The following is a 21820-nucleotide window of genomic DNA, read 5'->3' on the forward strand; positions in this document are numbered from 1 at the left end:
TCTTGTCAGAAAGTGGTGCGTATCGTGAACAGACTTATAATGAGAGAAAATGAACAGTCTGCGGCGCGATGAACAAAAACAAAGGCGTTACGGAACTTATTGAAGATCAGACACTCTAATTCGGTGCTTGCTCAAAGTGCGGTATTTTTAGAGTGGCGTTTCGATAACGCGTGGAATTTAGGTTTGGGGAGACATTACCTCGGATGAGCGAGCAGTTAACGGACCAGGTCCTGGTTGAACGGGTCCAGAAGGGAGATCAGAAAGCCTTTAACCTACTGGTGGTCCGCTACCAGCATAAGGTGGCGAGCCTGGTTTCCCGCTATGTACCGTCAGGCGATGTGCCTGATGTGGTGCAAGAGTCTTTTATTAAGGCCTATCGCGCGCTGGATTCTTTCCGGGGAGATAGTGCTTTTTATACCTGGCTGTACCGTATTGCGGTCAATACGGCAAAGAATTATCTGGTCGCTCAGGGTCGTCGTCCGCCTTCAAGTGATGTGGACGCAATAGACGCCGAAAACTTCGAAAGTGGCGGCGCATTGAAAGAAATTTCGAACCCTGAGAACTTAATGTTGTCAGAAGAACTGAGACAAATCGTTTTTCGCACGATCGAGTCGCTCCCGGAAGATTTACGCATGGCAATTACGTTACGGGAGCTGGATGGTCTGAGCTATGAAGAGATAGCCGCTATCATGGATTGTCCGGTCGGCACGGTACGTTCACGAATTTTCCGTGCGCGAGAAGCTATTGATAATAAAGTTCAACCGCTTATCAGGCGTTGACGATAGCGGGATACTGGAAAAGGTATTAGGCATGCAGAAAGAAAAACTTTCCGCTTTAATGGATGGTGAAACGGTAGATAATGAGCTGCTCAACGAGCTGTCTCATTCTCCCGAAATGCAAGAGACCTGGGAGAGTTACCATCTCATCCGTGACACCCTTCGCGGTGACACCGGCGAGGTTCTCCATTTCGATATCTCAGCCCGCGTCATGGCGGCGATTGAGAATGAGCCTGTTCATCAGACCACTCCGCTGATTCCTGAAGCTCAACCCGCACCTCACCAGTGGCAAAAAATGCCGTTCTGGCAAAAGGTGCGTCCGTGGGCCAGCCAGCTTACCCAAATGGGTGTGGCTGCATGCGTATCGCTTGCAGTTATTGTTGGCGTCCAGCACTATAATACTCAGTCTGAAACTAATCAGCAGCCAGAAGCGCCAGTGTTTAACACACTGCCGATGATGGGCAAAGCCAGCCCGGTAAGTCTGGGCGTACCGGCTGATGCATCCGCCAGCGGCGGCCAGCAACAGCAGGTTCAGGAGCAGCGCCGTCGCATTAATGCGATGTTGCAGGATTACGAGTTGCAGCGTCGTCTGCACTCTGAACAGCTTCAGTTTGAGCAGGCGCAGACACAGCAAGCTGCTGTGCAGGTGCCCGGAAACCAAACTTTAGGAACGCAATCGCAGTAATGAAGCAACTTTGGTTCGCCATGTCTCTGATGGCGGGTAGCCTGTTCTTCTCTGCCAACGCCTCGGCTGATGTTTCATCCGGGGCGTTGTTGCAGCAAATGAATCTGGCCAGCCAGTCACTCAATTACGAGTTGGCATTTATCAGCATCAATAAGCAGGGCGTCGAGTCGTTACGCTATCGTCATGCCCGTCTTGATAACCAGCCTCTCGCCCAGCTTTTACAGATGGATGGCCCGCGTCGGGAAGTGGTCCAGCGTGGTAATGAAATCAGCTATTTCGAGCCGGGCCTGGAGCCTTTCACGCTGAATGGCGATTATATCGTTGATTCTCTGCCGTCACTCATTTATACCGACTTCAAACGGCTTGCCCCTTACTACGATTTTATTTCGGTAGGGCGTACCCGCATCGCGGACAGACTGTGCGAGGTCATTCGCGTTGTTGCCCGGGACGGAACGCGCTACAGCTATATCGTCTGGATTGATGCCGAAACCAAACTCCCGATGCGTGTTGACCTGCTCGACCGTGACGGTGAAACGCTGGAACAGTTCCGGGTTATCTCCTTCAGCGTGAATAATCAGGTTGGCAACAGCATGCAGAATCTGGCTAAGGCCAGCCTGCCGCCGCTGCTTTCTGTTCCTGCCGGGGATTCCGTTAATTTCAACTGGGTACCTGCCTGGATCCCGCAAGGGTTTAGCGAAGTGTCCAGCAGCCGTCGTCAGCTGCCAACCATTGAAACGCCGGTGGAATCGCGTCTCTATTCAGATGGTTTGTTCAGCTTCTCGGTGAATATCAATCGCGCAACGGCAAACAGCGCCGAACAAATGCTGCGTACCGGGCGCCGTACGGTGAGTACAACGGTACGCGATAACGCAGAGATCACCATTGTGGGAGAACTCCCTCCGCAGACGGCGAAGCGCATCTCCGACAGCATTAAATTCAGGGCTGCACAATGATCAAAGAGTGGGCGACGGTTGTCTCCTGGCAAAACGGCATTGCGCTGGTGAGCTGCGATGTTAAAGCCTCGTGTAATAGCTGCGCATCCCGTGCCGGCTGCGGCAGCCGCGTGCTGAATAAGCTCGGGCCACAAACATCGCACACGATTTCTGTGCCAAGCGAACAGCCGCTGATGGCGGGGCAGAAGGTGGAACTGGGCATCGCGGAAGGCAGCCTGCTCAGCTCCGCTATGCTGGTGTATCTCTCTCCGCTGGTCGGCCTGTTTATCATGGGTGGCCTGTTTCAGATGCTGTTTGGTACCGATGTGGCCGCTATGTGCGGTGCCGCATTGGGTGGCGTGGGGGGATTCTGGCTTGCCAAAGGTCTTTCTCCGACGCTCGCCGCGCGCGAGGAGTGGCAGCCTGTCATTCTCAGCGTTGGGCTGGCGCCAGACCAGCTTCGTGTTGAAACGCTCTCTTCTGAGGCCCGGTGATCCATCGGGCTTTATCATTTTTTACACCCTAAAACAGAAAACGGCCTTTCTTCACGTTATACGTGCTTCTAAGTGCATTTCCAGGTAGCGAGGATGTAGTGTAGAATGCTGCGTTTTCGCACTGAAAAACGTCAGGCTAAGAACAGCGGCCTCCAGGAATTCGTAAGGCATAATTATTTAACTATATGAAGAACATACGTAACTTTTCGATCATTGCTCACATTGACCACGGTAAGTCGACGCTGTCTGACCGTATTATCCAGATTTGCGGTGGCCTGTCTGATCGTGAAATGGAAGCCCAGGTTCTGGACTCCATGGACCTGGAACGCGAACGCGGTATCACCATCAAGGCGCAGAGCGTTACGCTTGATTACAAAGCGGCTGATGGTGAAACCTATCAACTGAACTTTATCGACACCCCAGGCCACGTTGACTTCTCCTATGAGGTTTCACGCTCGCTCGCGGCCTGTGAAGGTGCGCTGCTGGTGGTGGATGCCGGGCAGGGCGTTGAAGCCCAGACCCTGGCAAACTGCTACACCGCGATGGAAATGGATCTCGAAGTTGTGCCGGTTCTGAACAAGATCGACCTGCCAGCCGCCGATCCTGAACGCGTAGCGGAAGAGATTGAAGATATTGTCGGCATTGACGCGACCGATGCCGTGCGCTGCTCCGCGAAAACCGGTGTGGGCGTGACCGACGTGCTGGAACGCCTGGTACGTGACATTCCGGCCCCGGAAGGCGATCCGGATGGCCCGCTGCAGGCGCTTATTATCGACTCGTGGTTCGATAACTATCTGGGCGTTGTCTCTCTGGTGCGTATTAAAAACGGCACCATGCGTAAAGGCGAAAAAATTAAGGTAATGAGTACCGGACAGGTCTACAACGCCGACCGTCTGGGCATCTTCACACCAAAACAGGTTGACCGTACCGAGCTGAGATGCGGCGAGGTAGGCTGGCTGGTCTGCGCCATTAAAGACATCCTCGGCGCGCCGGTGGGCGATACCCTGACCGGCGCCCGTAACCCGGCAGATAAAGCGCTGCCAGGCTTTAAAAAGGTGAAACCGCAGGTTTACGCCGGTCTGTTCCCGGTCAGCTCTGACGACTACGAAAACTTCCGTGACGCGCTCGGTAAACTGAGCCTGAACGATGCCTCCCTGTTCTATGAGCCAGAAAGCTCAACGGCGCTGGGCTTCGGCTTCCGCTGTGGTTTCCTCGGTCTGCTGCACATGGAGATCATTCAGGAGCGTCTGGAGCGTGAATACGATCTGGATCTGATCACCACGGCGCCGACCGTAGTTTATGAAGTTGAAACCACCTCGAAAGAAGTGATCTACGTCGATAGCCCGTCCAAGCTGCCGCCGCTGAACAACATTCAGGAGCTGCGTGAGCCTATCGCAGAGTGTCACATGCTGCTGCCGCAGGAATTCCTGGGTAACGTAATTACGCTGTGTATTGAGAAGCGTGGCGTGCAGACCAACATGGTTTACCACGGTAACCAGGTGGCGCTGACCTATGAGATCCCGATGGCGGAAGTGGTACTCGACTTCTTCGACCGTCTGAAGTCGACCTCCCGTGGCTATGCGTCACTGGATTACAACTTCAAACGCTTCCAGGCCTCCAACATGGTGCGTGTGGACGTGCTGATCAACGGCGAGCGTGTGGATGCGCTGGCGCTGATCACCCACAACGACAATGCGCCGTACCGTGGCCGCGAGCTGGTTGAGAAAATGAAAGATCTGATCCCACGTCAGCAGTTCGATATCGCGATTCAGGCGGCGATTGGCAACCACATTATCGCGCGTTCAACCGTGAAACAGCTGCGTAAAAACGTTCTGGCGAAGTGCTATGGCGGTGACGTCAGCCGTAAGAAAAAGCTGCTGCAGAAGCAGAAAGAAGGTAAGAAGCGTATGAAGCAGGTCGGTAACGTCGAGCTGCCGCAGGAAGCATTCCTTGCCATCCTTCATGTTGGTAAAGACGGCAAATAACCCTAAGGAGTTGGCATGGCGAACATGTTTGCCCTGATCCTGGTCATTGCTACCCTGGTGACAGGTCTGTTGTGGTGTCTGGATAAGTTTATCTTCGCCCCAAAACGTCGTGAACGTCAGGCTGCCGCTCAGGCAGCCACTGGAGATGGGATTGACGCGAAAACCCTGAAGAAAGTCGGCCCGAAACCGGGCTGGCTGGAAACGGGCGCTTCGGTATTTCCGGTGCTGGCGATTGTGCTGGTGGTACGTTCGTTTATTTACGAGCCGTTCCAAATCCCATCAGGTTCAATGATGCCAACGCTGCTGATTGGTGATTTTATTCTGGTAGAGAAGTTTGCCTACGGCATTAAAGATCCTATCTACCAGAAAACGCTGATCGAAACCGGTCATCCGAAACGTGGCGACATCGTGGTGTTCAAATATCCGGAAGATCCGCGCCTGGACTACATCAAGCGCGCGGTAGGTCTGCCGGGTGATAAAGTGACTTACGATCCGGTTGCGAAAGAAGTCACCGTTCAGCCGGGCTGCAGCTCCGGTACCGCATGTGAAAACGCGCTGCCAATCACTTACTCAAACGTTGAGCCAAGTGATTTTGTGCAGACCTTTGCCCGTCGTAACGGCGGCGAAGCGACCAGCGGGTTCTTCCAGGTACCGAAAGGTGAAACCAAAGAGGACGGCATCCGTCTGGTTGAGCGCAAAGAGACGCTGGGCGATGTGACGCACCGAATCCTCACCGTGCCAATCGCGCAGGATCAGCTGGGTATGTACTATCGCCAGCCGGGCCAGCAGCTGGCGAGCTGGATTGTACCGCCAGGACATTACTTCATGATGGGTGACAACCGCGATAACTCTGCGGACAGCCGTTACTGGGGCTTTGTGCCGGAAGCGAATCTGGTCGGCAAAGCCACCGCCATCTGGATGAGTTTTGAGAAGCAGGAAGGCGAATGGCCGACCGGTGTACGCCTCAATCGTATTGGCGGAATCCATTAATTCTCAACAAATGAACGCGTAGCCGCTTTAATTAGCGGCTGCGTGAATTATTTCCACGATAAATCTCTTCGAACTAACGACATCCCCTGTCGTTGTGTATAGAATATTCCCCCGAAGTTTAAGGTTGGCCCTGCAAGGGTGCCACGGCACACGAAACCGCGTTGGTTTTCTCAGGTCGGTTTCGTGTGCTGCATTTTTGACGCATTCATTTATTGGTATCGCATGAACCCCATCGTAATTAATCGGCTTCAACGGAAGCTGGGCTACACTTTTCATCATCAGGAGTTGTTGCAACAGGCATTAACCCACCGCAGTGCCAGCAGCAAACATAATGAGCGTCTCGAGTTTTTAGGCGACTCTATTTTAAGTTTCGTGATTGCGAATGCGCTTTATCACCGTTTCCCGCGTGTGGATGAAGGGGATATGAGCCGCATGCGTGCCACGCTGGTTCGGGGTAATACCCTTGCGGAAATCGCGCGCGAGTTTGAGCTGGGCGAATGTCTGCGTCTTGGGCCGGGTGAACTGAAAAGCGGCGGCTTCCGTCGTGAATCTATTCTTGCCGATACGGTCGAAGCATTAATTGGTGGTGTGTTCCTGGACAGCGATATCCAGACCGTAGAAAAGCTGATCCTGAACTGGTATCAGACCCGTCTGGACGAAATCAGCCCGGGCGATAAACAAAAAGATCCGAAAACGCGTCTGCAGGAATATTTGCAGGGTCGTCATCTGCCGCTGCCGTCTTATCTGGTGGTGCAGGTGCGTGGCGAAGCGCACGATCAGGAATTTACCATCCATTGCCAGGTCAGTGGCCTGAGTGAACCGGTGGTAGGCACAGGTTCAAGCCGTCGTAAGGCTGAACAGGCTGCCGCCGAACAGGCGTTAAAAATGCTGGAGCTGGAATGAGCGAAGATAAAACCTATTGCGGATTTATTGCCATCGTCGGACGTCCGAACGTTGGCAAATCCACCCTGCTGAATAATCTGCTTGGGCAGAAGATTTCCATCACCTCGCGTAAGGCGCAGACCACGCGTCACCGCATCGTCGGCATCCATACTGAAGGCGCGTATCAGGCGATCTACGTCGATACCCCGGGCCTGCACATGGAAGAGAAGCGTGCCATCAACCGCCTGATGAACAAGGCGGCGAGCAGCTCGATTGGCGACGTAGAGCTGGTGATTTTCGTTGTGGAAGGCACCCGCTGGACGCCGGACGACGAGATGGTGCTGAACAAGCTGCGTGACGGCAAAACGCCGGTCATCCTCGCGGTCAACAAAGTTGATAACGTGCAGGAAAAAGCCGACCTGCTGCCGCATCTGCAGTGGCTTGGTAGCCAGATGAACTTCCTCGACATCGTTCCGCTGTCTGCTGAGACCGGCCTGAACGTGGATACCATCGCGGGCATCGTGCGTAAGCATCTGCCGGAAGCGATTCACCACTTCCCGGAAGACTACATCACCGATCGCTCTCAGCGCTTTATGGCGTCTGAAATCATCCGTGAAAAGCTGATGCGTTTCCTGGGCGCTGAACTGCCGTACTCTGTGACGGTGGAGATCGAGCGTTTCCAGGCCAACGAGCGCGGTGGCTACGACATTAACGGCCTGATCCTCGTTGAGCGCGAAGGGCAGAAGAAGATGGTGATCGGCAACAAAGGGGCCAAGATCAAAACCATCGGCATTGAAGCCCGTAAGGACATGATGGACATGTTCGAAGCGCCGGTTCACCTCGAACTATGGGTGAAAGTGAAATCTGGCTGGGCCGATGATGAGCGTGCTCTGCGCAGCCTCGGTTACGGCGAAGACCAGTAACTTAAGACGACGAGCATATGGATGGATGGCAGCGCGCCTTTGTCCTGCATAGTCGTCCCTGGAGCGAAACCAGCCTTATGCTGGACGTCTTCACGGAAGAGTCGGGCCGCGTGCGCCTTGTTGCGAAAGGCGCACGTTCCAAACGTTCTAACCTGAAAGGTGCTCTACAGCCTTTCACGCCGCTGCTGGTACGCTTTGGTGGGCGAGGGGAAGTGAAAACCCTGCGCAGTGCCGAAGCCGTCTCTCTGGCGCTTCCTCTTTCCGGCATCACGCTCTACAGCGGTCTGTATGTCAACGAACTCATCTCACGGGTTCTTGAGCATGAGACCCGCTTCTCTGAACTTTTCTTCGATTATCTGCACTGTATCCAGGCGCTGGCTGGCGCATCCGGCACGCCCGAACCCGCCTTGCGTCGTTTTGAACTGGCGCTGCTGGGTCACCTCGGATACGGCGTAGATTTTCTGCACTGCGCGGGCAGCGGGGACGAGGTAGAAGACACCATGACCTACCGCTACCGTGAAGAAAAGGGTTTCATTGCCAGTATCGTGATCGACAACAGCACCTTTACCGGGCGCCAGCTCCGGGCGCTGTATGAGCGCGAGTTTCCCGATCAGGATACCCTGCGCGCAGCAAAACGCTTTACCCGGATTGCCCTCAAGCCGTATCTTGGCGGCAAGCCCTTAAAGAGCCGCGAATTATTCAGGCAGTTTGTGCCGAAACGTTAGAACACAGAATCGAAAAGAAAACCGAGGATTGTCATGGCTGAATTACTGTTAGGCGTCAACATCGACCACATCGCCACGCTGCGTAATGCGCGCGGCACGGCGTATCCCGATCCGGTTCAGGCAGCGTTTATCGCTGAACAGGCTGGCGCCGACGGCATTACCGTTCACCTGCGCGAAGACCGTCGCCATATCACCGATCGCGACGTGCGCATTCTGCGTCAGACGCTGGACACCCGTATGAATCTGGAGATGGCGGTCACCGAAGAGATGCTGGCCATTGCCTGCGAGACCCAGCCGCATTTCTGCTGCCTGGTGCCGGAAAAACGCCAGGAAGTAACCACCGAAGGCGGTCTGGATGTGGCCGGTCAGCTCGACAAAATGCGCGATGCCTGCAAGCGCCTGGCGGATGCCGGTATCCTGGTTTCTCTGTTTATCGACGCCGATTTCGCCCAGATTAAAGCGGCGGCCGACGTGGGCGCGCCGTATATCGAAATCCACACCGGCTGCTATGCCGATGCCAAAAATGACGCCGAACAGGCGAAAGAGCTGGAGCGTATTGCCAAAGCGGCCACGTACGCGTCAAGCCTGGGCCTGAAGGTTAACGCCGGTCACGGCCTGACCTACCACAACGTGAAGCCCATTGCCGCCCTGCCGGAAATGCACGAGCTGAACATCGGCCACGCCATCATTGGCCGTGCGGTGATGAGCGGACTGAAAGAGGCGGTTTCAGAAATGAAACGTCTGATGCAGGAAGCGCGTCAGTAATGGCCATTCTGGGCTTAGGCACCGATATCGTTGAAATAGCCCGTATTGAAGCGGTGATCGCCCGTAGCGGCGATCGCCTCGCAAGACGCGTGCTGAGCGATAACGAGTGGGCCATCTGGGAAGTGCATCAGCAGCCGGTGCGCTTTCTGGCAAAGCGCTTTGCGGTAAAAGAGGCGGCAGCCAAAGCCTTCGGGACCGGCATTCGTAACGGCCTGGCGTTTAATCAGTTCGAAGTGTTTAACGATGAGCTGGGCAAACCGAGCCTGCGTTTGTGGGGAGAAGCGCAAAAGCTGGCGGAAAAGCTAGGGGTGAATCACATGCACGTGACGATCGCAGATGAACGCCACTACGCCAGCGCAACGGTGATTATCGAAAGTTAAAGCTTGTCCGCGTGGTGCATCAGGACAAACTTATCCCAGAGCTGCTCTTCGCTCTCGACGTGGGCCGGATCCTTGAGGATGGTATTCGGGATCGGGCACACTTTCTGACAGGTCGGCGTTTCATAGTGGCCGATGCATTCCGTGCAGCGGTCGCTGTTAATCTCATAGATGCTGTCGCCCATCGAAATCGCCTGGTTCGGGCATTCGGGCTCGCACATATCGCAATTAATGCATTTTTTGGTAATTAACAGCGCCATCAGGAAATTCTCAGAAACAACACAAACTGGGCGGGCATTATACGCGTCAAACCAGTTTCTTTACCAGTTCTTCGCTGTGACGAATGCGCTCGGGCGCGCGCTCCAGATCCTGCTGCACCAGCGCCATAAACAGCAGGTCCGTCAGCATCATTTGCGCGCTGGTGGACGAGATAGCCGCGCTGCGCGTGGCCTGCTCTTCGGCAATGGTATATAAACAGCGCGTTGCCCGCTGCTGCAGGGCATTCGGCGTAAAACCGGTGATCGCCAGAATTTTACCGCCGACGCGCAGCGCTTCATCGGTTGCCATGTTGATTTCACGTCGCTCGCCGGAGTAGGAGATGGCCAGCAGCAGATCGTCAGGATCCATTGCCTGTACGGTTGCCAGCAGGGCGTGCATATCCTGCTCGACGATGGCGTTAAGCCCAATTTTAGTTAGCTTCCAGCCAAAGTTTCGCGCCACAAGTCCGGACGCGCCGATACCGGTCAGAATGATCCTCCGCGCGCCGCGCAGCATCGCCACGCTCTCCAGCAGCTTCTCTTCGGTGTTCACATCGAGCGTCGCGTGCATGGCCGCCACGTTCTCTTTGATCAGCTTTTCGCCAACCAGCCGCATCGGGTCATCGCCGCGGATCTGATTATGCACCGGCATGGACTGCGGGTTGGGGTTACTCACCAGCGCTTCGCTGATCGCCAGCTTGAGGGCGGGGAACCCCTTAAAGCCAATCTTCTGGGCAAACTTCACCACGCTGGACTGGCTCACGCCGGCTTCACTCGCCAGCTGCTGCGAGCTGAGATGGCGCGCGCGATCGGGTTGAGAAAGCAGAAAATCCGCCAGCTTCTTGTCGCTTTGGGCAAAGCCTGCATAGCGCTGGCGAATGCGAATTAAACAGTTCATAGGGTCTCCTGGCGAAAATGTGATTATCTGCGCAAATACGAATTTTGCTCGCCTGAATGAATTTTATATTCCATTATAGTGTGATTATTATGAATTAAAAATTCTTGAGGTACAAAAATGAATCTTGGCTCACTTGTTTCTGAAACGCGTAACCCGCAAACCATGGATCTGGATGCGCTCTCCACCCTGGAGCTGGTTAACCGCTTTAATCAACAGGATACGCTGGTCGCGCAGGCAGTGAAAGAGACATTACCCGAGGTGGCGAAAGCGGTCGATGCGGCGGCGGAAGCCCTTAAAGCCGGCGGCCGTATTATCTACATGGGGGCGGGCACCAGCGGGCGTCTTGGGGTGCTGGATGCGTCAGAATGTCCGCCCACCTTTGGGGTTCCGCACGGTCTGGTGGTTGGGCTGATTGCCGGTGGACCCGGCGCGCTGCTCAAAGCCGTTGAAGGAGCGGAAGATAACAAACAGCTGGGCGAGGATGACCTGAAGGGTCTGAATCTGACCGCGAAGGATCTGGTGGTCGGGCTGGCGGCATCCGGGCGCACGCCGTACGTCATTGGCGGGCTGGAATACGCCAACCGGACGGGCTGCACGACGGTGGCCATCTCCTGTAATCCGGGCTCCCCGATTGCGCAGGTGGCCGCTATCGCTATCTCTCCAGTTGTCGGGCCGGAAGCGCTCACCGGCTCCACTCGCCTTAAATCCGGGACCGCGCAAAAGCTGGTGCTCAATATGATCTCCACCGGCGCGATGGTGAAGTTCGGCAAGGTGTATCAGAACCTGATGGTGGATATGCAGGCCACCAACGTCAAGCTGGTGGACAGAGCCTGCCGCATGGTGATGGAGGCGACGGGGGCAGGCCGTGAAGAGGCAGAAGCGGTACTCAAGCAGACCGATCACGATGTTAAACCGGCCATTTTGATGATCCTGAGCGGGCTGGATGCGGCGGCCGCGAGAGCCAAACTCGATGCACATAGCGGCTTCTTACGGGCAGCATTAGAAAACTAACAGAGGCGTCTATGGACAAAACAGCAGCGCTCGCCAGCGATATCCTGCAGGGGATTGGTGGGGAAAAAAATATTCAGCGTCTCGAAAACTGCATGACGCGCGTGCGCGTCGAGGTGCATAACGACGACCAGCTCGACGTGCAGCGCCTGAAGCAACTCTCCGGCGTCAGCGGCTACGTGAAACAGGGGCAGCAGCATCAGCTGATCGTCGGGCCAGGTAAAGCGGCGCAGGTTGTCGATGCCATGCGCGCGCTGATGGGCGTTAACGCGAGCGCGTCGATTAACGATGCGGAACGCACCAGGGCGCAGGCGAAGGCCAAATACAAAGCCCCCATGAGCGATGCGCTGCGTCAGCTGGCAAACGTCTTTATTCCGCTGATCCCGGCGTTTATTGCCTCGGGCCTGATCACCGGGATCATCAATATCCTCAAGCGACCGGATATTGTGGGGGATTTCGCCACGCAGTATCCGAACCTGCTGGGGATTCTGGGGATCTTCGGCAGCGCTGTGTTCGCCATCATGAACATTCTCGTCGGGGTGAATACCGCGAAGGTGTTTGGTGGATCGCTGGCGATGGGCGGGGTCATGGCGGGCATTTTGTCCAGCCCGCAGCTGGCGCAGATCACGCTGTTTGGTGAGGCGCTCCAGCCCGGGCGCGGTGGGGTGATCGCCGTGCTGCTGGTGGTCATCCTGATGTGCTGGATCGAGAAAAGGCTGCGCGCGGTTTTGCCCGGGTCGATCGAGCTGATTCTCAACCCGCTGCTGACCACGCTGATTACCGGTAGCGTAGCGATTGTGGCCCTCCAGCCGTTAGGCGGGTGGATCTCTGAAGCCATCGCTCACGGTGCGTCTCTGGCTATTGACCGCGGCGGCCTGTTAGTGGGCGCTGTGCTTTCCGGTACCTTCCTGCCGTTAGTGCTGACGGGGCTCCATCAGGGGCTGGTTCCCATCCACGTCGAGCTGGTGCAGGCTCACGGCTACAACGCGCTGCTGCCTATCCTGTCGATGGCGGGCGTGGGGCAGGTCGGCGCGGCGATTGCCGTACTGATGAAAACCCGCAACGCGCGTCTGAAAAAAATGATAAAAGGCGCACTCCCGGTTGGCCTGCTCGGTATTGGCGAGCCGCTGATTTTCGGCGTTACGCTGCCGCTGGGTAAACCGTTCTTCGCCGCGTGTCTGGGCGGTGCGGTAGGCGGGGCGCTGATCAGCTACTGGAAAGTTGCCACCGTTATCACCTTTGGGCTTTCCGGTTTACCGCTGGCATTAACCATCGTGACCGGAAAAGTCATGCTCTATCTGTTAGGCTATTTAGTAGCGGTGATCGCCGGGTTCCTTTTTACCTGGCTATTAGGATTCAACGACCCAGAGGAGTAAGGTTTGGCAAATCACGCGCGTCGCGTTGTCTTTTTCGATCTGGATGGAACGCTGCATCAGCAGGATATGTTTGGAACGTTTATGCGTTACCTGTTGCGGCGTCAGCCTTTGAATGCGCTGCTCGTGCTGCCGCTCTTACCGGTTATCGGGATCGCGCTGCTGGTGAAAGGCCGGGCGGCGCGATGGCCGATGAGTCTGCTGCTGTGGGGATGTACGTTTGGGCACAGCGAAGCGCGGCTCAAGCAGCTCGAAAAGGATTTTGCGCACTGGTTTCGCGATCACGTTGCCGCCTTTCCTGTTGTACAGGCGCGCCTGACCAGCTATCTCGACGCGAACGATGCCGACATCTGGCTGATTACAGGCTCCCCGCAGACGCTTGTGGAGCAGGTCTACTTTGATACCCCCTGGCTTCCGCGCGTGAATCTTATCGCCACGCAAATTGCCCGCGGTTACGGCGGCTGGGTGCTGACCCTGCGCTGCCTGGGGCATGAAAAAGTGGTCCAGCTGGAAAAACGCATCGGTACGCCGCTGCGCCTGTACAGCGGCTACAGCGACAGCAAGCAGGACAACCCGCTGCTCTATTTTTGCCAGCACCGCTGGCGCGTCACGCCATCAGGCGAACTTCAGCAACTCGAATAGTCTTCTCTAAAACGGGCGTGTATAATGCCGCCCGCTTTTCGACTGGAGTATCAGCCTTTGTCCAACCCTGAACACAATCATGAATACTGGATGCGCCATGCGTTGACGCTGGCTCAACGCGCCTGGGACGAGGGCGAAGTGCCCGTGGGCGCGGTGCTGGTTCATAACAACCAGGTGATTGGCGAAGGGTGGAACCGTCCTATAGGCCGCCACGATCCTACTGCGCATGCCGAAATCATGGCGCTTCGTCAGGGAGGGCTGGTGCTGCAAAACTATCGTCTGCTTGATACCACGCTGTATGTGACGCTGGAGCCGTGCGTGATGTGCTCCGGGGCGATGGTCCACAGCCGGATCGGGACTCTGGTTTTCGGGGCGCGGGATGAAAAAACCGGTGCGGCCGGTTCGCTGATGGACGTGCTGGGTCACCCGGGTATGAACCACCAGGTGAAGACTATCGGTGGGGTGCTTGCACCAGAGTGTTCGGGGCTATTAAGCGATTTCTTTCGAATGCGCCGTCAGCAGAAAAAGCAGCAAAAGGCAGAACTGAAGCTGTCGGACGATTAAGCTCGTCCGGCGCCACGACCGGGTAGCTTTGAGCCAGCCGTTTGGCCTCCGTAGCCTCTTTCTCTTTCTCCAGCAGATACCCGACCAGGCTAATCTGATATTTACGGATATTTTCCACGTAGGCGTAGGCTTCATGTCCGCGCGCGTAGCCGTATGTCAGCTTGTTATACCATGGCTTCTGGCTCAGCAGCGGCAGGCGCTGCTTCACGTCTGACCAGCTGTCCGGGTTACCTTTCGTTTTGGCCGTCAACGCTCGCGCATCAAGCATATGCGCGTAGCCCATATTGTAGGCCGCCAGCGCAAACCAGATCCGCTCTTCTTCCGGCACCGTTTCCGGTACTTTAGCCATCATATCCTGCAGGTAGCGCGCGCCGCCGCTGATGCTCTGTTCGGCGTCGGTACGATCGTTCACGCCCAGGCTCAGCGCGGTATTTTTGGTTAACATCATCAAACCACGTACGCCCGTGGGCGACGTGGCCTGGGTATCCCAGTGGGATTCCTGATACGAAATAGCCGCCAGCAGTTTCCAGTCAATCTCCTGGGCGTATTTTTCGAACAGCGGTTGCAGGTCCGGCAGGACGCTGTCTACCGCGCGCAGGAAGCTGCGGGTGTCAACGTAGTCAAAGTCATCGCCGTGCCCGAGGTACTTCTCCTCGAGACGCGCCAGGGTACCGTCTTCATTGATGGTGTTGAAGAAATCAAGCATCGCGGCAGAGAAGGTCTGATCGTCATCAAGCTGGCTAAACCAGGTCACGGGCTGCTCGTCGGTGACGTCCAGCGCCACGGCGATTTCAGGATGCACCCGCTGGAACAGGCTGATCGCGACCGAATCGGCGATGGTGTAGGGCACCTTCTGATCTTTTACCTGCTCCAGCAGCTCCGTCGTGCCGAGTTTCGGATCCACCGTCCAGCTCAGGTCGGGATATTTCTTTTCCTTAAGCTCCCGCAGATCGTCAATCACCACGTGGCCGGGCGCAATCGTCAGCTGCCGATCGTTAATTGAAGCCAGCGAGCGCGGGCGCAGGCTCCCGACGCGGTAAACCAGCTGCTGAGAAACGGAGTAGTAGGTCGGGCCAGGCTGGTAGTTCTTGCTGCGCTCGCTGTTATACACCAGCCCGGCGGCGAGCATATCGGCATCGTCGTTATCGAGATCGTCAAACAGCTGGTTGATATTCTGGCGGACGGTGATTTTGAGCTTCACGCCAAGATAATCGGCGAACTGTTGTGCCAGTTCATAATCCAGGCCAATGATTTTGCCGTTGATGTCGCTGTAAATCAGCGGGGAGTTGAGGGTACTGACGCGCAGTTCCCCCCGCTCCTGAATGGCGGCGATACGGTTTTCGGCTTTGCCGAACCAGGGGATGGAAGGCCAGAGGGCCACTGCCAGCAGCAACGTTACAATGCCGATGAGCAGATAATTAATCTTTAATTTTTTCAATTAGTTAATTCTCTGCGACGCCGGTGCCTCAGTCTGCTGTAGCCATGTTAATCATAAGGTTTGCCATTGAATGAGCGGCATTTTGCGTAAACTTGCGCCACTTGGCAACCAATTAGAGAGACAGGTCACATCTATTGTTAAAATTTTATTTCGACGCAAACGGTTTCGTCGGCGCTCAGGATTCTCTATAATGACGCCCGTTTTCCCCCCTTGCGCACACTGTAAGCGCCCCGGCGCTTCGAAGACGAGAGACTTATGATGGAAATTCTGCGTGGTTCGCCTGCACTGTCTGCCTTCCGTATCACTAAACTGCTGGCACGTTTTCAGGCGGCCGACCTTCCGGTAAGCAATATTTACGCTGAGTATGTCCATTTTGCTGACCTGAATGCCCCCCTCAATGCAGAGGAGCGCGTACAGCTGGAACGCCTGCTCAAGTATGGCCCAAGCCTGAGCAGCCATACGCCAACCGGCAAACTGATCCTTGCGACGCCTCGTCCGGGCACCATCTCCCCCTGGTCTTCCAAAGCCACCGACATCGCCCACAACTGTGGCCTGAGCCAGATTAACCGTCTGGAACGCGGCGTGGCGTACTACGTGGAAGCCTCTACCCTGAGCGACGCGCAGTGGCAGGCGGTTGCGGCTGAACTGCATGACCGCATGATGGAGAGCGTATTTGCCTCTCTCGACGACGCGCAGAAGCTGTTCTCACACCATCAGCCTGCGCCGGTACAGAGCGTAGACCTGCTGGGGCAGGGCCGTCAGGCGCTGATTGACGCCAACCTGCGTCTCGGCCTGGCGCTTGCAGAAGACGAAATCGACTACCTGCAGGATGCGTTTGTTAAGCTCAACCGTAACCCGAACGACATCGAACTTTACATGTTCGCGCAGGCTAACTCTGAGCACTGCCGCCACAAGATTTTCAACGCCGACTGGATTATTGACGGCGAACAGCAGCCGAAGTCGCTGTTCAAAATGATCAAAAACACCATGGAGCAAACCCCTGACCACGTGCTGTCTGCCTATAAAGACAACGCCGCGGTAATGGAAGGTTCCGAGGTGGGCCGCTTCTTCGCCGAGCGCGAAGCAGGGCGCTATGACTTCCATCAGGAGCCCGCGCATATCCTGATGAAAGTGGAAACCCACAACCACCCGACCGCGATCTCCCCGTGGCCGGGTGCGGCGACCGGCTCCGGCGGTGAAATCCGTGACGAAGGGGCGACCGGCCGTGGCGCTAAACCAAAAGCGGGTCTGGTCGGTTTCTCCGTCTCCAACCTGCGTATCCCGGGCTTTGAACAGCCGTGGGAAGAAGATTTCGGCAAGCCAGAGCGCATTGTGACCGCGCTGGATATCATGACCGAAGGCCCGCTGGGCGGCGCGGCGTTTAACAACGAATTTGGTCGTCCGGCGCTGAACGGTTACTTCCGCACCTATGAAGAGAAAGTGGACAGCCACAACGGCGAAGAGCTGCGCGGCTATCACAAACCGATCATGCTGGCGGGCGGGATCGGCAACATCCGTGCCGATCACGTGCAGAAAGGCGAGATCGTCGTCGGCGCGAAGCTGATCGTACTGGGCGGCCCGGCGATGAACATCGGTCTGGGCGGCGGAGCGGCCTCTTCTATGGCTTCCGGCCAGTCTGATGCGGATCTCGATTTCGCCTCCGTGCAGCGTGACAACCCTGAGATGGAGCGCCGCTGCCAGGAAGTGATCGACCGCTGCTGGCAACTGGGTGACGCCAACCCGATCCTCTTCATCCACGACGTGGGCGCGGGCGGTCTGTCCAACGCCATGCCGGAGCTGGTGAGCGACGGCGGCCGCGGCGGACGCTTCAACCTGCGCGACATCCTGAGCGATGAGCCGGGCATGAGCCCGCTGGAAATCTGGTGTAACGAATCCCAGGAGCGCTACGTGCTGGCGGTTGCCGCCGATCAGCTGCCGCTGTTTGACGAGCTGTGCCGCCGCGAGCGCGCGCCGTATGCCGTCATCGGTGAAGCGACCGAAGAGCAGCACCTTTCCTTAAGCGACACCCACTTTGACAACCAGCCGATCGATCTGCCGCTCGACGTGCTGCTCGGTAAAACGCCGAAGATGACCCGCGACGTAACCACCCGTAAAGCGGCGGGCAAAGCGCTGGATCGTCAGGGCATCACCGTGGCAGAAGCGGTCAACCGCGTGCTGCACCTGCCTGCAGTGGCAGAGAAAACCTTCCTGGTGACCATCGGCGACCGTACCGTGACCGGTATGGTATCCCGCGACCAGATGGTCGGTCCGTGGCAGATCCCGGTCGCTAACTGCGCCGTGACCACCGCGAGCCTCGACAGCTACTACGGCGAAGCGATGGCTCTCGGCGAACGCACCCCGGTGGCGCTGCTGGACTTCGCTGCTTCTGCCCGTCTGGCAGTCGGTGAAGCGCTGACCAACATCGCCGCGACGCAGATTGGCGATATCAAACGTATCAAGCTTTCCGCCAACTGGATGGCCGCTGCCGGCCACCCTGGCGAAGATGCTGGCCTGTATGAAGCCGTAAAAGCGGTGGGCGAGGAGCTGTGTCCTGCCCTCGGCCTGACCATTCCGGTGGGCAAAGACTCCATGTCGATGAAAACCCGCTGGCAGGAAGGCAGCGAGCAGCGCGAGATGACCTCTCCGCTGTCGCTGGTGATCACCGCGTTTGCCCGCGTGGAAGACGTGCGCCACACCGTTACGCCGCAGCTTGCGACCGAAGACAACGCCCTGCTGCTGATTGACCTGGGTAAAGGCCACAACGCGCTGGGGGCCACCGCGCTGGCGCAGGTTTACCGCCAGCTCGGCGATAAGCCAGCCGACGTGCGCGACGTTGCCCAGTTGAAAGGTTTCTACGACGCGATTCAGGCGCTGGTGGCGCAGCGTAAGCTGCTGGCCTACCACGACCGTTCTGACGGCGGACTGCTGGTGACCCTGGCAGAGATGGCCTTCACCGGCCACTGTGGTGTGGAAGCCGACATTGCAACGCTTGGCGAAGACCGTCTGGCGGCGCTGTTCAACGAAGAGCTGGGCGCCGTGATTCAGGTGCGCGCGGCGGATCGCGACGCGGTTGAAGCGATTCTGGCGAAGCACGGTCTGGCAGACTGCGTGCACTATCTGGGTAAAGCCGTTCAGGGCGACCGCTTCGTCATTGAAGCGGACGGTCACGCCGTGTTCAGCGAAAGCCGCACCACGCTGCGCATGTGGTGGGCGGAAACCACCTGGCAGATGCAGCGCCTGCGTGATAACCCGGAATGTGCCGATCAGGAGCATAACGCGAAAGCGAATGACCAGGATCCAGGCCTGAACGTGAAGCTCTCCTTCGACATTAACGAAGACATCGCTGCGCCGTACATTGCGACCGGCGCGCGTCCAAAAGTGGCCGTGCTGCGCGAGCAGGGCGTTAACTCCCACGTTGAGATGGCGGCTGCCTTCCACCGCGCGGGCTTTGACGCTATCGACGTTCACATGAGCGACCTGCTGGCCGGGCGTACCGGTCTGGAAGATTTCCAGGCGCTGGTGGCCTGCGGCGGCTTCTCCTACGGCGACGTGCTGGGTGCGGGCGAAGGCTGGGCGAAGTCCATCCTGTTCAACAGCCGCGTGCGCGACGAGTTCGAAACCTTCTTCCACCGTCCGCAGACCCTGGCGCTGGGCGTGTGTAACGGCTGCCAGATGATGTCTAACCTGCGTGAGCTGATACCGGGCAGCGAAGCCTGGCCGCGCTTTGTGCGTAACCAGTCAGACCGCTTCGAGGCGCGCTTCAGCCTGGTGGAAGTGACCCAAAGCCCGTCTCTGCTGCTGCAGGGGATGGTCGGTTCTCAGATGCCAATCGCCGTTTCCCACGGCGAAGGTCAGGTAGAAGTGCGTGACGCTGCGCATCTGGCTCAGCTGGAAAGCAAAGGCCTGGTGGCGCTGCGCTTTGTCGATAACTTCGGCAAGGTGACAGAAACCTACCCGGCTAACCCGAACGGCTCCGCCAACGGTATTACGGCGGTGACCAGCGAAAGCGGTCGCGCGACCATCATGATGCCGCACCCGGAACGCGTGTTCCGTACCGTGAGCAACTCCTGGCACCCGGAAAACTGGGGAGAGGATAGCCCGTGGATGCGTATCTTCCGCAACGCGCGTAAGCAGCTGGGTTAAGTTTTAGCCCCACACCCTTCCAGGCCCGGTAAGCGAAAGCTTCACTGGGCTTTTTTATTTATGTCGCAATTACGCGACAGAACTGCAATCCAACTGTCTCCAAAAGGCGACATTTAAATCATTGATTTATATGTGGCAGTAAAGGTTCCCGTTAAGGTGTTGCTTAATAGCGACACTTAGCCTGAAAATCATTCAACCGATAATTAACGCGTTAAACGAATAAAAAACATATATTTCAAACTGTTAATATTTTGTTTTGCATTCTGGCACGGGTGTTGCATAATATTAACCAGTGGCTCATTCACCTTCTTATGTCAGCCCCTTCGGGACGCGCTACATAAACTTCGAATGACGCACAAAAAGGTGCCTGCCGTCCAACTACTGATCATAGCGATGCTTTATCAGGCCAGGGCGAAACGTCGAGTTAGGCACCGCCTCATTCCATGACAAAGCCGGGTTTTTACCCGGCTTTGTTGTATCTGAAGGGCAGACTCAGTTACGCTCTGCGTAAACCCCCATTAAGAGAGTAATGCGTTGAAACGCTGGCCCGTTTTCCCCCGCTCCCTGCGGCAGCTCGTCATGATGGCCTTCCTGCTGATCCTGCTGCCGCTGCTGATCCTTGCCTGGCAGGCGTGGCAAAGCCTGAACGCGCTGAGCGCGCAGGCGGCTTTGACCAACCGCACGACGCTCATCGACGCCAGACGCAGTGAAGCGATGACCAACGCCGCGCTGGAGATGGAGCGTAGCTATCGTCAGTATTGCGTGCTTGACGATCGGACGCTGGAAAAGGTTTATCAGAGTCAGCGTAAACGCTACAGCGAAATGCTGGACGCTCACGCGGGGGTCTTACCTGACGACAAGCTCTATCAGGCGTTACGTCAGGATTTAAACGATCTCGCGCAGCTGCAGTGCAGCAACAGCGGCCCGGATGCCGTTGCTGCCGCGCGCCTCGAAGCTTTTGCCAGCGCCAACACCGAGATGGTGCAGTCTACGCGCGCGGTGATTTTCTCTCGCGGCCAGCAGCTCCAGCAGGAGATTGCCGAGCGCGGCCAGTTCTTCGGCTGGCAGGCGCTGGTGCTGTTCCTGGTGAGTCTCGGGCTGGTTCTGCTCTTTACCCGCATGATCATCGGCCCGGTGAAGGGCATCCAGCGTATGATCAACCGTCTGGGGGAGGGGAAATCGCTCGGGGATACGGTCGCTTTTAAAGGTCCGCGCGAGCTGCGATCCGTCGGCCAGCGCATTATCTGGCTGTCCGAGCGCCTGGCGTGGCTCGAATCTCAGCGCCATCAGTTTCTGCGCCATATCTCTCATGAACTTAAAACGCCGCTGGCTAGCATGCGCGAAGGGACGGAGCTGCTGGCGGACGAAGTGGCAGGACCCCTTACGCCAGAACAGAAAGAAATTGTCGAGATCCTGGATAACAGCAGCCGCAATCTGCAAAAGCTGATTGAGCAACTGCTGGATTACAACCGCAAGCTGGCTGACGGGGCGGTCGTACTGGAAAACGTAGAGATTGAGCCGCTGGTGGATATGGTGATCTCCGCCCACAGCTTGCCAGCAAGAGCTAAAATGATGCATACCGGCGTCGAGCTGAATGCGCCTGCGTGCCTGGCTGAACCCATGCTGCTGATGAGCGTTCTGGATAATCTTTACTCCAATGCGGTGCACTATGGTACTGAATCCGGTAACATTTATATCCGAAGTAATACGAATGGTTCACGGGTGTTTATTGACGTCGCAAACACCGGCACCCCGATCCCCGATGACGAAAAAACCATGATCTTCGAACCCTTTTTCCAGGGGAGTCATCAGCGGAAAGGCGCGGTCAAAGGAAGCGGTCTGGGCTTGAGCATCGCCCGGGACTGCATACGACGCATGCAGGGTGAGCTAAACATTGCCGCGGACGAACGTTCGGATGTTTGCTTCCGTATTGAACTGCCCCTGAGCCGGAAAAATCAATAAA

At 56.7% G+C, this 21820-nt stretch carries 21 protein-coding genes; 18 read left to right on the forward strand and 3 right to left on the reverse strand.

Annotated features, from left to right (window positions below):
- The first annotated feature begins 123 nt into the window (after positions 1–123).
- The 12 genes from rseD (at position 124) to acpS (ending at position 9537) form a co-directional block, all read left to right on the forward strand.
- Positions 124–207, forward strand: a complete 84-nt coding sequence (gene rseD / locus NUX24_RS21930; protein WP_223605340.1) for a rpoE leader peptide RseD — start codon at positions 124–126, stop codon at positions 205–207.
- Positions 204–779 carry an RNA polymerase sigma factor RpoE gene (rpoE, locus tag NUX24_RS18625; RefSeq protein WP_006176728.1) on the forward strand — a complete coding sequence of 192 codons (576 nt, stop codon included), beginning with the start codon at positions 204–206 and terminating at the stop codon, positions 777–779. Before rseD ends, rpoE begins: the two co-directional genes overlap by 4 nt.
- 31 nt (positions 780–810) lie before the next feature.
- Positions 811–1461 carry an anti-sigma-E factor RseA gene (rseA, locus tag NUX24_RS18630; RefSeq protein ID WP_257833345.1) on the forward strand — a complete coding sequence of 217 codons (651 nt, stop codon included), beginning with the start codon at positions 811–813 and terminating at the stop codon, positions 1459–1461.
- Complete coding sequence (gene rseB / locus NUX24_RS18635; RefSeq protein WP_023308851.1) at positions 1461–2414, forward strand: sigma-E factor regulatory protein RseB; 954 nt, start codon at positions 1461–1463, stop codon at positions 2412–2414. Before rseA ends, rseB begins: the two co-directional genes overlap by 1 nt.
- Positions 2411–2887 (forward strand): SoxR-reducing system protein RseC, encoded by a 477-nt coding sequence (rseC, locus tag NUX24_RS18640; protein WP_023308850.1) that lies wholly within the window; start codon positions 2411–2413, stop codon positions 2885–2887. The genes rseB and rseC overlap by 4 nt, the downstream gene beginning before the upstream one ends.
- 185 nt (positions 2888–3072) lie before the next feature.
- Positions 3073–4872 (forward strand): translation elongation factor 4, encoded by a 1800-nt coding sequence (lepA, locus tag NUX24_RS18645; protein ID WP_047652704.1) that lies wholly within the window; start codon positions 3073–3075, stop codon positions 4870–4872.
- A gap of 15 nt (positions 4873–4887) precedes the next feature.
- Positions 4888–5862: a signal peptidase I gene (gene lepB / locus NUX24_RS18650; RefSeq protein ID WP_023308848.1), complete on the forward strand. Its 975-nt coding sequence runs from the start codon at positions 4888–4890 to the stop codon at positions 5860–5862.
- A gap of 222 nt (positions 5863–6084) precedes the next feature.
- A complete protein-coding gene (rnc, locus tag NUX24_RS18655; RefSeq protein ID WP_003860711.1) occupies positions 6085–6765 on the forward strand; it encodes a ribonuclease III in 681 nt (226 codons plus the stop codon).
- Complete coding sequence (era, locus tag NUX24_RS18660) at positions 6762–7667, forward strand: GTPase Era (protein WP_257833350.1); 906 nt, start codon at positions 6762–6764, stop codon at positions 7665–7667. Before rnc ends, era begins: the two co-directional genes overlap by 4 nt.
- Before the next feature lie 17 nt (positions 7668–7684).
- The gene (gene recO / locus NUX24_RS18665; protein WP_047652702.1) at positions 7685–8392 is read left to right on the forward strand and encodes a DNA repair protein RecO; all 708 of its coding nucleotides are present in this window, start codon (positions 7685–7687) and stop codon (positions 8390–8392) included.
- Positions 8393–8425: 33 nt separating this feature from the next.
- On the forward strand, positions 8426–9157 hold the full coding sequence (pdxJ, locus tag NUX24_RS18670) for a pyridoxine 5'-phosphate synthase (RefSeq protein WP_257833353.1): 732 nt from the start codon (positions 8426–8428) through the stop codon (positions 9155–9157).
- Positions 9157–9537 (forward strand): holo-ACP synthase, encoded by a 381-nt coding sequence (gene acpS, locus NUX24_RS18675; RefSeq protein ID WP_202781885.1) that lies wholly within the window; start codon positions 9157–9159, stop codon positions 9535–9537. The genes pdxJ and acpS overlap by 1 nt, the downstream gene beginning before the upstream one ends.
- Here acpS and NUX24_RS18680 read toward each other — a convergent pair.
- Together NUX24_RS18680 and NUX24_RS18685 are read right to left on the reverse strand one after the other, a co-directional pair.
- Positions 9534–9794 (reverse strand): YfhL family 4Fe-4S dicluster ferredoxin, encoded by a 261-nt coding sequence (locus NUX24_RS18680; RefSeq protein WP_008502177.1) that lies wholly within the window; start codon positions 9792–9794, stop codon positions 9534–9536. The genes acpS and NUX24_RS18680 overlap by 4 nt on opposite strands.
- 46 nt (positions 9795–9840) lie before the next feature.
- Positions 9841–10689 (reverse strand): MurR/RpiR family transcriptional regulator, encoded by an 849-nt coding sequence (locus tag NUX24_RS18685; protein WP_023333056.1) that lies wholly within the window; start codon positions 10687–10689, stop codon positions 9841–9843.
- A gap of 117 nt (positions 10690–10806) precedes the next feature.
- Here NUX24_RS18685 and murQ point away from each other — a divergent pair, with 117 nt between their 5' ends.
- From murQ to tadA, 4 genes are read left to right on the forward strand one after another with little or no spacing between them, the layout of a single operon-like run.
- A complete protein-coding gene (murQ, locus tag NUX24_RS18690) occupies positions 10807–11700 on the forward strand; it encodes an N-acetylmuramic acid 6-phosphate etherase (protein WP_196354979.1) in 894 nt (297 codons plus the stop codon).
- An 11-nt stretch (positions 11701–11711) separates the two neighbouring features.
- Positions 11712–13073, forward strand: a complete 1362-nt coding sequence (locus NUX24_RS18695) for a PTS transporter subunit EIIC (protein ID WP_257833361.1) — start codon at positions 11712–11714, stop codon at positions 13071–13073.
- 3 nt (positions 13074–13076) lie between these two features.
- Positions 13077–13712, forward strand: coding sequence for a phosphatidylglycerophosphatase C (gene yfhb / locus NUX24_RS18700; RefSeq protein WP_214576854.1), 636 nt, complete (start codon positions 13077–13079; stop codon positions 13710–13712).
- A 24-nt stretch (positions 13713–13736) separates the two neighbouring features.
- Positions 13737–14276, forward strand: coding sequence for a tRNA adenosine(34) deaminase TadA (tadA, locus tag NUX24_RS18705; RefSeq protein WP_045888303.1), 540 nt, complete (start codon positions 13737–13739; stop codon positions 14274–14276).
- Here the strand turns inward: tadA and mltF are convergent.
- A complete protein-coding gene (gene mltF / locus NUX24_RS18710; RefSeq protein ID WP_047652698.1) occupies positions 14164–15714 on the reverse strand; it encodes a membrane-bound lytic murein transglycosylase MltF in 1551 nt (516 codons plus the stop codon). The genes tadA and mltF overlap by 113 nt on opposite strands.
- Before the next feature lie 255 nt (positions 15715–15969).
- Between mltF and purL the strand changes: the two genes are divergently transcribed.
- Complete coding sequence (purL, locus tag NUX24_RS18715; RefSeq protein ID WP_257833364.1) at positions 15970–19857, forward strand: phosphoribosylformylglycinamidine synthase; 3888 nt, start codon at positions 15970–15972, stop codon at positions 19855–19857.
- 534 nt (positions 19858–20391) lie between these two features.
- Positions 20392–21819, forward strand: a complete 1428-nt coding sequence (qseE, locus tag NUX24_RS18720; protein WP_069303181.1) for a two component system sensor histidine kinase QseE/GlrK — start codon at positions 20392–20394, stop codon at positions 21817–21819.
- Position 21820 lies beyond the last annotated feature (1 nt).

Origin of the sequence: Enterobacter sp. HG048 (assembly GCF_024702055.1) — a bacterium.
GTDB classification, from domain to species: domain Bacteria; phylum Pseudomonadota; class Gammaproteobacteria; order Enterobacterales; family Enterobacteriaceae; genus Enterobacter; species Enterobacter dykesii.